This is a genomic window from Pseudomonas serbiensis (assembly GCF_030580745.1).
Taxonomy (GTDB): domain Bacteria; phylum Pseudomonadota; class Gammaproteobacteria; order Pseudomonadales; family Pseudomonadaceae; genus Aquipseudomonas; species Aquipseudomonas serbiensis.
This window is the reverse complement of the sequence record NZ_JAUQOO010000001.1, coordinates 139,998-151,594: the sequence shown is the minus strand read 5'-3', so window position 1 is coordinate 151,594 and position 11,597 is coordinate 139,998. Positions and strand designations below refer to the sequence as shown.

13 protein-coding genes are annotated in these 11,597 nt (G+C 56.5%); 1 reads left to right on the top strand and 12 read right to left on the bottom strand.

Annotated features, from left to right (window positions below):
• Positions 1–67 precede the first annotated feature (67 nt).
• Genes Q6A51_RS00725 through Q6A51_RS00715 form a run of 3 tightly spaced genes read right to left on the bottom strand, consistent with a single transcriptional unit; the run spans position 68 to position 2,411 of the window.
• Positions 68–1,360 carry a DUF6531 domain-containing protein gene (locus tag Q6A51_RS00725; RefSeq protein ID WP_201017727.1) on the bottom strand — a complete coding sequence of 431 codons (1,293 nt, stop codon included), beginning with the start codon at positions 1,358–1,360 and terminating at the stop codon, positions 68–70.
• Positions 1,361–1,362: 2 nt separating this feature from the next.
• Positions 1,363–2,046, bottom strand: coding sequence for a hypothetical protein (locus Q6A51_RS00720; protein WP_304573878.1), 684 nt, complete (start codon positions 2,044–2,046; stop codon positions 1,363–1,365).
• Entirely contained in the window at positions 2,043–2,411 is a 369-nt protein-coding gene (locus Q6A51_RS00715) for a 2Fe-2S iron-sulfur cluster-binding protein (protein WP_201017729.1), read from the bottom strand. Before Q6A51_RS00715 ends, Q6A51_RS00720 begins: the two co-directional genes overlap by 4 nt.
• 459 nt (positions 2,412–2,870) lie before the next feature.
• Between Q6A51_RS00715 and Q6A51_RS00710 the strand changes: the two genes are divergently transcribed.
• On the top strand, positions 2,871–4,019 hold the full coding sequence (locus Q6A51_RS00710) for an MFS transporter (protein ID WP_304574091.1): 1,149 nt from the start codon (positions 2,871–2,873) through the stop codon (positions 4,017–4,019).
• Positions 4,020–4,180: 161 nt separating this feature from the next.
• Here the strand turns inward: Q6A51_RS00710 and Q6A51_RS00705 are convergent, their stop codons facing one another.
• The 9 genes from Q6A51_RS00705 to Q6A51_RS00665 form a co-directional block, all read right to left on the bottom strand.
• The gene (locus tag Q6A51_RS00705; protein ID WP_304573877.1) at positions 4,181–4,897 is read right to left on the bottom strand and encodes an alpha/beta hydrolase; all 717 of its coding nucleotides are present in this window, start codon (positions 4,895–4,897) and stop codon (positions 4,181–4,183) included.
• 76 nt (positions 4,898–4,973) lie between these two features.
• Complete coding sequence (gspD, locus tag Q6A51_RS00700; RefSeq protein WP_304573876.1) at positions 4,974–7,265, bottom strand: type II secretion system secretin GspD; 2,292 nt, start codon at positions 7,263–7,265, stop codon at positions 4,974–4,976.
• On the bottom strand, positions 7,265–7,795 hold the full coding sequence (locus Q6A51_RS00695; RefSeq protein WP_304573875.1) for a hypothetical protein: 531 nt from the start codon (positions 7,793–7,795) through the stop codon (positions 7,265–7,267). Before Q6A51_RS00695 ends, gspD begins: the two co-directional genes overlap by 1 nt.
• The gene (gspM, locus tag Q6A51_RS00690) at positions 7,792–8,403 is read right to left on the bottom strand and encodes a type II secretion system protein GspM (protein WP_304573874.1); all 612 of its coding nucleotides are present in this window, start codon (positions 8,401–8,403) and stop codon (positions 7,792–7,794) included. The genes Q6A51_RS00695 and gspM overlap by 4 nt, the downstream gene beginning before the upstream one ends.
• Positions 8,378–9,433 carry a type II secretion system protein GspL gene (locus Q6A51_RS00685; RefSeq protein WP_304573873.1) on the bottom strand — a complete coding sequence of 352 codons (1,056 nt, stop codon included), beginning with the start codon at positions 9,431–9,433 and terminating at the stop codon, positions 8,378–8,380. Before Q6A51_RS00685 ends, gspM begins: the two co-directional genes overlap by 26 nt.
• The gene (locus Q6A51_RS00680) at positions 9,430–10,164 is read right to left on the bottom strand and encodes a general secretion pathway protein GspK (RefSeq protein ID WP_201017734.1); all 735 of its coding nucleotides are present in this window, start codon (positions 10,162–10,164) and stop codon (positions 9,430–9,432) included. The genes Q6A51_RS00685 and Q6A51_RS00680 overlap by 4 nt, the downstream gene beginning before the upstream one ends.
• A complete protein-coding gene (locus Q6A51_RS00675) occupies positions 10,161–10,793 on the bottom strand; it encodes a prepilin-type N-terminal cleavage/methylation domain-containing protein (RefSeq protein WP_201003135.1) in 633 nt (210 codons plus the stop codon). The genes Q6A51_RS00680 and Q6A51_RS00675 overlap by 4 nt, the downstream gene beginning before the upstream one ends.
• On the bottom strand, positions 10,790–11,161 hold the full coding sequence (locus Q6A51_RS00670; protein WP_201003137.1) for a type II secretion system protein: 372 nt from the start codon (positions 11,159–11,161) through the stop codon (positions 10,790–10,792). The genes Q6A51_RS00675 and Q6A51_RS00670 overlap by 4 nt, the downstream gene beginning before the upstream one ends.
• Positions 11,161–11,595 (bottom strand): GspH/FimT family pseudopilin, encoded by a 435-nt coding sequence (locus Q6A51_RS00665; RefSeq protein WP_201003139.1) that lies wholly within the window; start codon positions 11,593–11,595, stop codon positions 11,161–11,163. The genes Q6A51_RS00670 and Q6A51_RS00665 overlap by 1 nt, the downstream gene beginning before the upstream one ends.
• Between the last annotated feature and the right edge of the window lie 2 nt (positions 11,596–11,597).

The window sequence follows — 11,597 nt, the reverse complement described above, 5'->3', positions numbered from 1 at the left end:
ACAGATTGAAATAGTTGATAACGCTCACAAATCAGACTCCATAACAGACACGTTCAGTTCCATGAATTCATACCCGACTGACAACTGAAGTATTGACCAGCCGCCCCTGAGCGTCATAACTGTAAGTCGTTATACGGGTAGGCGTAGTGACCTTGATAGGCTTTTGAAAAGTGGCATGCCACTCTGTCAATGTTTCTTTGGACACGCTCGTACCCACTGCAACAACGGTGCGCACCAACAGGTCCCGATCATTGTAGTAATATTCAGAACGGACACCCATATTATCGATCTTTGCCGACATCCGCCCTTTTTTGTCATACTCAAACTTTGAGTTTGAGTAAGGGCAGGACGGTGTAGGCTCACCGATAATTTCCACTATTCGCCGACTGTAGTAAACCTCCTTGAACTTATAAGTCGTCTGCTTACCCAGTTCATTCGTCACTACCGTTATCAAGTGATCTTTATAGTCCAGCCTGCTGGACTCTACACCCTCGGCATGTTCGCTGGAAATGGCACGGTATGAGTCGTCATATTTCCAGGTTGCAAAACGAATCCCCCGTTCATCCGTTATACCGGTCAAAAGCCAGCGCGCATTGGGAACTTCATAATGGTATTGGCGCGTTAACGTTTTACCATCCACGATCTTGCTCAAGGACATCAATCGTGTGGCGTCGGCAGCGTAGTTATACGTAATGCTGAGCCCCCCTACCTTGGCGCTCGTCAACTGCGAAAGCATGCCCAGCGTCATGACAAGGGTCTGTCCAAAAATATTTTTCACAGTGACCGTATTATTAGCCGAATAGGTCAACGTCTGCGTAAGCCCCTCAGTGTCCTTGGTTGAAATCAGCTTTCCATCCGAGTCAAATGCCAACTGACTGCCATCCATGGCAGTGTACAAATATCCAGTCCCACTTGACGACAGCTTGCCAGCAGCGCCGTACAAGGGTGTAAGCCCCTTTTTCATAAACACACGGCGGGTTCCATCAGCCCGTACATAAGTGATCACAAACTGGCCGATAGACAGATTATCCGAATAGTTATGACGCCATACACCGTCATAGCTGTTATAAACCCGCGTCAAGCTTATTGGTGATACACCTTTACCAATATAATCAACTTCCTCCTGAAACTTGTTTCCCGAAACAAGATTTATAGGATTCCCCACCATACCGCAAGGTTGAGGTTCATCATCATTCAAGACGTCATCGTCGCCGCCCCCCACCTCATCATCCAAGGGAAGAACGATGTCGCACCCCATTCCCCAAACGCTCATCGGAGAACTGGCCAATAGAAAAGCAGATAGCGCGTAAACCCAGAATTGCCTTAAAGCACGAATAGGTTTTTTTATAGTATCGTCCATGTTCAACCTTGCAATACGACTGTAAAAGCTGCGTTAGCAGATCCATTGACCCATTCCAGATTCACAGGCCTTATCGCCAGATTGCCGTGCTGAAAGTCGGAGAAATATTTATCAATCACTGTAACTGCCTGCAATCGGGGAACGGCACTATTCATTGCAGTGTGTGCAATACCACAGCATGCGTTACTGGCCAGCAACCGAGTGCCAAACACATGGCCATCACGCAGTACGAACACATCAAAGCCAGAAGAAAACCGAGAGGCTGTAGAAGCTATAATGCGATCCGAGAGAATAGGAAAGGATACATTTATATCCGCAGAACCATCAGGACGTGTCTTGACCCGGGTAGACACCAGTGGTCGAGACTTCTCTCTTAAATAAGAGTCAGCCTGAAGCACGATAAGGTCGCCACCTTCCACGGGAGAAAATGCCGAGTCAACAACATTAATCTTGAGGTTAACTGTGGGTAATCCATACTCTCCTGTGACCACACCCTGTGGAACCCAGCGTCCAAAGAAATGCTTGATCCGTCCGGACAGAACATCGCCACCTTTATTCAACCTGTATATATCAGGCATACGTTTTTCATCATCTGCCAGTATATTCAAAGGCGCGCACGTACCGGCCAACACAACGCCTTTCAATACATGACGCCTGGAATATACCGCACACGTATCTTCCATCATGATGTCAGCTCCTCTTCGGCATGGGCCTGGATATAGACATCACTGGTCGGGTAGGCACAACACAGCAATACAAATCCTTCGGCTAACTGATCATCATCCAGAAATGAACCATCTGACTGATTGACTGTTCCACTCATGATTTTTCCAACACACGACGAACAAGAACCCGCACGACAAGAATACGGCAGGTCAAGCCGATACTCTTCGGCCTGGTCCAGAATATAAGCATCATCAGAGCAGCGGAAAGTACAACCGTCGATCGTGACATTGTATACCTGTCCTGTTCCCCCGCCGCTGCCTCCTCGAGTACCGGGTGCGGGAGCTGTTACTGGAATACTGGGTAAATTTATAGTGCCGCCTGCCATCGTTCTATCCTTAAGTTAAAACACTAAATAAGCGCTTACATGCATCGCCTTGCTTGAGCAACGGCAAACAAAGCGGTCGCACCCCGTACCGGAGTCGATACAAAATCGACACACCCGAAGGAAGACGTGCGAACAGACCCTTTTTTCAAAAAAATAAGTAAAAACAATTAAATAGATTTAAACAGACGTTTAAAGGCGCCGATTTCAAGAGGCTCGTCACAAGCAGAAGGTTTTTCCTTGGCCGACCCGAGCGAACCGATGACTTTCGACCGACTATTGTTTTCAGAAATATCTTGTATCAATCAGCCGCACCTACTTAATTTCCCCCAAAGCCGTTAGCCTGCTCAGCATCCAGTCCCGACCGCTCTGGCAGGCTTGCTTTACGCGGCTTTCCGGTCTTTTGCACAAGCGAGAATATTCATGAGTACTTCGATCCACGCCCGGCACGGCGCTGTCACCATGACCAGGGGTCTGGTGATGCTGTTTGCGTTCTGCTGCGGCGCTATCGTTGCCAACATCTATTACGCCCAGCCGATCATTGAGCTGATTGCGCCGGACATTGGTCTGTCGAGCACTATGGCCAGCCTGATCGTTTCGTTGACTCAAGTGGGTTATGCGCTGGGGCTGTTCTTTCTGGTGCCGTTGGGGGATCTGCTGGAGAACCGGCGTTTGATGCTCTTGACCACCGGGGTTGCGATTCTCAGCCTGTTGGGCGCGGCGTTTGCCGAGCAGCCCAATCTGTTTCTGGTGGTGTCACTGCTGGTGGGGTTCAGTTCGGTTTCGGTGCAGATGCTGATTCCGCTGGCTGCGCATCTGGCGCCAGAGGAAACGCGCGGGAGGGTCGTCGGTTCGATCATGGGCGGGCTGCTATTGGGAATTCTGCTGGCCCGGCCGGTATCGAGTGTGGTGGCCGATCATTTTGGCTGGCGTGCGGTGTTTGGTTCGGCGGCGGTGTTGATGGCAGGCATCAGTTTGGTACTGGCCACCACCATGCCGAGGCGTGTGCCGGATCATCGGGCGTCGTATGGCCAGCTGTTGTTTTCCCTTTGGGTTCTGCTGCGCCAGCAGCCGGTACTGAGGCAACGGGCGTTTTATCAGGCCTGCATGTTTGCCACTTTCAGCCTGTTCTGGACGGCCGTACCGCTGGATTTGGCGCGTAACCATGGTTTATCCCAAAGCCAGATTGCCTTGTTCGCGCTGATCGGTGCCATTGGTGCGATTGCTGCGCCCATCAGCGGACGCCTTGCGGATGCGGGCCACAGCCGCATCGCCACGCTGGGTGCCTTGTTGTTTGGGGCCTTGAGTTTCCTGCCGGGCCTGATTCCTGCACCCTACAACCTGATCGGCCTTGCCGTGACTGGTGTCGTGCTGGATTTCTGCGTGCAGATGAATATGGTGGTGGGACAACGCGCTGTCTATGCACTGGATGCCGCAAGCCGCAGCCGGCTCAATGCGCTGTACATGGCCAGTATCTTTATCGGCGGAGCGATTGGATCGTCGGTTGCCAGCGTGCTGTTCGATCATGGAGGCTGGGTGTGGATCAGTGTCGTGGGCACTGCCCTGCCCTTGATTGCACTGCTGGTTTTTTTGAGGGATTCGCGGCGGTAGGTTTTTTCGAGAAGGCATTCGCTTCTACAAAAAAACGCAACATCATGAATTAAATGGAATTTCCGTAGGAGCGAATTCATTCGCGAGGCGCCAGAAAATCTATCGCCTTCAATGACGTCTCGCGAATGAATTCACTCCTACCTGTTTGCTAAGCGACAGCGCTAGAACGAATGCTCCAGCCACCGCTTCAAATCTGCGACTTCTTCCTGATTGATGGTATGCCCCATCCCTTTATAGGCATGAAACTCCGGTTTGATGCCTAACCCCTTCAAGGTTTCTTCGGTGCGGGTTGCTCCGCTGAAAGGCAATACCGGGTCTTCGGTGCCATGGGCGGCAAACACGTTGAATGTCTTGAAACGCTCTTCGGGCTTGAGACTGGATTTCAACACTGACAATACCGGGCCGCTCAATGCCGCAATGCCGCCGACCATATCCGGGTCGCGTAGCGCCACTTCGTAGCTCATGACAGAGCCCTGGCTGAAGCCTATCAGTACCACCTTGGCCGGCTGGGTCCGGTATTTCTGGGTGGCCTGTTTGATGAATGCCTTGAGCAAGTCACCGCTGTTTTTCAGGTCTTCGGTCTCGCCATCGTAGTTGCCTGCCTCGATCCGGCGATTGAACCATTTGTAGCCACCGGGCCTTACCTCGATGGGTGCCCGCACGGACAGATAGTTGTAGTCCGGGGACAAAAGATCCCTGAGGCCGAACAGATCCGCTTCATTACTGCCTGAACCGTGAATGAAGATCACCAGTGGTTTGTTCGGCACATCGGTACTGGCCTGAGCCAGGTATTTGAGGGGCAGATCGGTGTGCAACGTATTTTCTGCCTGAACCAGACCCGAGAACGCAAAAAGCAAGACAGCAAAAAACTTAAGCATGTATTCATGACCTCTATGGGGCACTGCCTGAAAGCGGGCAGTGCCGTGAGTGGGCGTCGAGCCTCATGATAGCTGCTTAGTTCTGCATGCTGGTTCGTGAGACTTGTGGTTTGAGCAATTGCATCTGCTGGCGATAGTCATCGGTGACCTGACGCGCCTGACTGCTGCTGGTAATGACACGTGGCGTAATCAGCACGATCAGCTCGGTACGATCCCTGGATTTGCTGGTCGCGCCAAACAGCCAGCGCAAGCCCGGAATACGCCCCAGATACGGTACCGAACTCACGGTTTCGGCATTGTCCTGCTTGATCAGCCCCCCCAACAACACGGTCTGGCCGCTTTGCGCCGCCACTTGAGTCGCCACCGAGCGAGTGGAAATACGCGGGTTACCATTGTCATCGGTGACATTGCCAGCATCGCTGACCTGCTGCTGAATATCCATGTACACCAGACCACCCGGATTGATGCGTGGCACCACATCCAGAATCACACCGGTCTGCACGTATTCGACGCTGCTCAGGGTTGTGTCGGATGTGTTGGTATTGACTGTGGTCTGGCTGATGGGGATGTTGTCGCCCACTTGAATCTGCGCTTGCTGGTTGTTCATGACCACCAGCGACGGAGCCGACAGCACCTGGGTGCGGCCATTGGTTTCCAGTGCGCGCAACGCGACCTGCAGGTTGCTGCTGACAAAGGAGTAAAACAACGAATCCGTCGCGCCCAGCCCTGCACCGCCGGAACCCAGTGCGCCCTGGCTGCCTGCGGTGTCGGCTACCGTGGTGCTTGAGGAATTGCCCGCCAGACGGCCCAGATACCACTGCACGCCCATGTCCAGTTCGCCGGTGAGTTGGACTTCCAGAATCCGGGTTTCGATCTGAACTTGCAGCGGCGGATTGTCGAGGCGTTTGATGGCCGATTCGATTTCCTTCCACTGCGCCGGGCGCGTACGGACCAGCAACTGGTTGCTGCTGCGTTGCGCAGTGATGCGGGTGCCGGAATCCAGGCTCTTGCTGGCGTTAGAGCCCTGAGCCCCCGTGGAGTCACTACCCTGATCTTCCTCTTGAGACTCGCTGTCGTCGGTATTCTGGTTATTCATGCCACCGTTGTTGTTCATGCCACGGTTATTGCCGAACCCGCCGCTGTTGCCCAAGCCGCCGGAGTTGCTGTTGAAACCGGAGCCAGAGCCGAAACCACCACTGGAGTTGGGCGACGACAGCGTGGCCGTGCGCAGCCCGGGCGCAACCTTGGCCGGGGAGTCATCCTTGATGGCGGCAGTGCCGTAGATCTGGCGCAGGTATTTGGCCAGGTCCGTGGCCTTCATGTTGCGCACGTCATAGACGTACATCTGCGGTTCGTTGCCGCCACCTTCGTCGATGGTGTGAATCCACTGGCCGACTTCGTTCAGGTATTCGGGCTGGGATGAAATCGCCACCACCGAATTGGTCCGCTCGATGGGCAAAAAGCGCACCATGCCTGCCAGTGGCATGCCGCTTTTGGGGCCGAATATCTTTTGCAACTCGGGCATCAGTTCGCTGACCGAAGCACGCTGCAAGCCGAAAACACCGACCGACATGCCTTTGAGCCAGTCGACGTCGAAGGTGTCGATGGTGTCCTGATAGTTGGCCAGCTCATCGGGCGTGCCCGCCATGCTCAGGACGTTGCGCGCAGGATCGACCAGCAGGAAGGCGTTTTCACGGGCAAAGGGCTTGAGCAGCTTCTGCATTTCCGTGGCCGAGATGTAGCGCAGCGGGAACAGCCGTGCCGACATGCCCGCTGCGGGTTGCGCCACCGGCATTTCCGGCACCAGCTTGCCCGCCACGGCCTGACTGGACGGCAGGATCACGTAACGGTCGCCCTGGCGAATCATCGCGTTGTCCGTCCAGGACAGCAGCGTTTCCAGAATCGACAACGCTTGCTGCTTGTTCACCGGTTTGGAGGTGGAGAAGCTCACATCGCCCTTCACGCCCTGGGCAATGCTGTAGTTCTCATGCAGCAGGTCACCCATGATGCTGTTGATCACCGCCTGGATAGGCTGATTGGTGAAGTTGAACACGATATCGCCGGTCTCGGCCTGAGCGGCAGGCGAAGCCGCAGGGGTGCGGACAAAGCGCTGATTGCCTTTGATGATCTGCCGTTGCGGTGAAATGGCCGAGGTTTGTGGCTGGGTGTCGACAGGCGCCTGTTCGGTACGAGGATCTACCGGTGGACGTTGTGAACCCGTGCCTTGCAGCGCTTCCTGCAGCATGCCGTTGTCGGGGTCAAGAGTGTCGGGCGCAGTCGCGCAGCCGCCAAGAGCGACGGCAGTGGCCAGACAAAGCAAGGGTGTGCGCAAGGTAGCGATGGCAGGAACTCCTGAAAAGGTACCCATCACGGGGCTGAATCGTTGGTTAAGGTAATTGGTGGCGTGTTCGAGGGCGGCGGCAGACGCGGTGCGGGCAAGCGCAAGGCTTGCGTGCGGCCATCGAGACTGAATGTGGCTTGCATCGGCTCGACACTGTCCAACATCCAGCCATTGGCCAGACGCTGGCCTTGTTTGATTTTCAAGGGCGGACCATCGTTTTGCTTGAGCAGTGCAACCTTCAGGGAACCGTCGATAATGACGCCACTCAGGGTCATGCCCGACAGGCTGGTGGCCTGCATATTGGCCTGCTCCACCTGGCGATCCGGGCTGCGGTCGGGGCTGAACAGTGGGGTTTTCCAGGTATTGGACAAACTTTCCAGAGTCGCTTCGGGAGCGCGCTGAGCCTGTGCCGCATGATTGGCCGGGTTGCGCGGAGCCTCTTCGGGCAGCCAGTCCGGCGAGTGGGCCGCGCCACTGAGCACCAGAGCAACAAGCGCCGCCAGCAGCGTTGCCAGCCCCAGCAACGCCCACTCCAGAGGACGTAATAGAGTCTTCATTGCTCGCCCTCCCCGGCCGATGCCGGTTGCAGGTAGCCACGCACCAGCAGATGCACCACCAGCTTGCCCGCACCACCGTTTGCCGGTGCATTGGCATCACGGCGCATGCTCATTTCATCGACGAACAGAAACGGTCGCTGATATTCCAGCGCATGCAGGATGGCCGTGAGCGGCTCGATGGCGCAGTTCAACGTCAGACTGACCTTGACCTGCCGATAAGGCTCGGCGCTGTCCTGCTCGGGGGTGATCGGCATGCGCTGGGTCAAGGTGCAGCCACCGCCGGTCGTGGCGTGGCTGTTGATCAGGTCGGCAATACGCTGCATCAGATCTGCGGCCACGGCACTGGGATCTTCGCCCGGCAACAGGCTGGTGCTGCTGGCCGGATCATTGCGCGCGTGAGCCAGTTGCTGGCGCAGTGAATCGCCTTGTTGCAGCAAACCGGCATAGCGCTGTTGCTGTTCACGCAGTTGTTCGGTCTGTTCGTTGATCTCGCGCAGCGGGCCGGCGAACCAGCTGTCTATCAACAGCCAGTAGGCCAGATAAAGCACCAGCGCCAGGACGATCAGGGCCGCGCCCCGACGTTCACGGCTTGTCAGTGGACGGCGCATCGGCGTTCTCCTGATGCAGATGGGCACGCAGGGAATACCGATCCTTGCCCGTCCGGGTATCGGGCTGGATCACGCCCTGAAACTGCGCGTTATCCAGGCTGTGACAGTTCTTGGCCCGCGCAATCAGGGCGCTGGCCTTGGCGCTCTGGCCGGAGAATGCGACTTCGGCGTTGTCGCTGATTTCCAGATGTTCGATCCAGGTGTCCGAAGGCAGGCAAGTGGTCAACTCGCTGAGCAGTGCTGACAAAGGCGTTTGAGCCGCCTTGCGACGTATCAGGTAATTGGCCGCACCACGGGTGTTGGTCAGTTGCTGGCGCAACTTCTGGATTTCAGCGACCTGCGTCCTTTGCTCTTGTACGCTGGCCTGCATCTCTTCCAGTAAACGCTGACGATCGTTGAGCCAGAGCAGCATGAGGCCAAGCAACAAGGCACCGCAGGTCCACAACAGCCAGCGTTGTGTTCGATGACCGGAGCGAACCTGATTCGAGCGCAACGGTGTCGGCAGCAGGTCGATGCCCATCCGCTGTTCGGCAGGCCCCACATCCACGGCATCGGGCTGCAAACCCTGCGCAGCGCACTCGGCCAGAATGCTATCCAGACGCTCGCGAAGAATGGCCACCAGCGTGACCTGAATGAAACTGGCGCTGCGGCTTTCCTGCCGAGCGACAAAGTACAGTTGCCCCGCATCGAACGGGGTAAAACGATCCAGTTCGTAACCCACGACAGTCGACAGATTACGGGCCGCCGCCGACGGCAATTGCAGGCTCTGTACCAGCACATCGGCCGGCGACAACAGCAGGATTCGGCGCGCCTCGACAGAAGATTTCGGCAAGGACGATTGCAGCGGCCACGGGTAAAGTTGCTCGACGGTTTCATGCACCAGCCACTGGCGCACACGAACCGGCAGGCAGGCCTTCAACTCCGCCAGCCATAATTGCCAGCCACGCTGGGCCAGACTGCCACGCCACTGCTGGGCAACCCGGTCGCGCAAGGCGAAGACCGGTGCCAGACGTGCTGATAATGAATTCATTCTTGCCAACGCAACACCTTGTAAGGCTGTGCGTTTTCCCCCGCTGGACTCAATAGAATCGTGGTTTGTAAATGGGCGGACGTACCACCCGGTTGTTGTGCCTGACTGTCAATGAACAGAACTTCGCCAGGATCGACCCCGACGGAGCTCTGGTTCGGCAGGTTCAGACTGCGGCGTATCAAAGCCGTTGCAAATGCGGGATCAGGCCGCTCCAGCCCGCTCCATAGCGTGACTTCCGGCACCAGACAGACATACAACGCCTGGTTCATGCCCGGCAGTTGACGAACCTCTTCGATCACCCGCAACGGCGGCTGCCCCGCGTTGCGTTGCGCTTCAAGAAACTGCGCGATACCGCTTGCCTGGTCTTTCGCCGCTCCACAGGCCTGCAGGACCCTGGAAATATCTGCAACGGGCGCACTGTTGAGGTCCAGCTTCCCTTGTTCACTGCGCACGCTGACGAGCAATTGAGTGTCATCGAACTTCAAGGCAACCGGACGTCCATCTGCTATCCATGACTTGCGTTGCGCCGGATCGAGCAAGCCTTGTATCGCCATGTTCATGCCCGCTTCGGCCGCCAGAATCGCCTGGGTGTTCTGCCGCAACCAGAGCGCCTGACGACTTTCAAGCTGCACCCAGCCGGCCAGCCCGCCAAGCAACAGGCTGAGCAAGGCCAGCACCCAGAGCACCACCAATAGCGCAACGCCTTGCTGATGCCGGTAAAAACGCTTCATTGGCCACCCGCCCCGCCGGACAGGTCCAGGCGCAAGGCAACCACTTCACTGACCCAGGCCACCGGCCCGTTCAATTTCACATCGATGCGCACGGCACTGGGCAAACGACTTGGCCACGGCCATTCGGCCAGCCAGCCGGTCGGCTTGCCCTTGGGAGAGAAGCCGCGATAACTGAACGTCAGCCCCTCCACGTTATTTAGCAAGACCTGTGGCTCGCCCCATGGCTGTACGACCGTACCACCCACACCGGTCTTGATCTGCTCAAAAGTCACTTGCAGATCGCGCTGCCCTTCAGACCCGCTCAATTGCAGGGTATGACGCTGAATACCGCCCCCCAGTTCACCAGGCAAGGTCGCAACGAATTGCAACTGGTGAGCCGAGCCCTCGAAAAAACCATTGCTGACGCTGTCGTCATCGGAAGTATCCAGGGGCAATGCCTGACCGATGGAGGTGCGTAAAAACGCCTGTGTCGCCCTCACTTCATCCAGGCTGGCCGTGTAGCGCTCAGCCTTGAGTACCGCACGATTCGCGCCCAGCAATGCACCTGCGATCAGTACCAGCAATATGCCCAACAGACTGAGCACCAGCATGATTTCCAGCAGCGTGAAGCCACGCTGAGCGGATCTCAAAATCCGACTCCAGGTGACGAGCCGCGCAGTTTCAAGGTGCTGAACTGGGCACGACGCTGGTCTTCCTGAAGTGTCAGATCAAGACGAAACAGACGCGCCCGGGTACTTTGTCCCGGCATCTGGCGAATGTTCAAGGTCCAGTCGATGCCCGCCAATACTCCCTGGCGCGTGCTGTTTTCCAGCGGGCCAGCGCTTTCCTGATCCAGAATCGTGCGGGCAGCATGGCTCAGCCGGTCACTGTGCGATACCTGCAACAGTGAACGGGCACTCTGCCCAAAAGCCACCAGCAAAACACTGCTGCACAGCGCCATGACCGTCAGGGCCGCAAGCATTTCCAGCAGCGTGAAACCCGACTGCACGTTTTTCATCAAAGCGCCCGAGCCTGGACACTGCCGGTCAGCCAGCCGATATCGATCCGCCAGCGACGATCACCATTGACCAGCGTAAGGTTACCGCCACTGGAACCGCCATCGGGGTAGAACTCAACCGAAGCCCCCAGATCGGCCGACGTTTGCATGGTCACTTGCAAGTGCTCGGGCCAGTGCTGTACGCGCTTGCCCGGTGCCTTGAATGTCATGCGACGCAAATCGAACACTGTCCGGGCAGGCTGCCCCGTGACAATCGCCCGGACCCGCGTGGCACGTAGCGCTTCAACCATGTCGCCCACTGCACGGCGCTCGCTGGCAGCGTTCAGACCCTGTTGCAAACCAAAACCCACCAGGCCCACGGCGATGCTCATCAACACCAGCACCACCAGCATTTCCATCAGGGTAAAACCTCGGTTCGCGACAGGGGAATTCATGA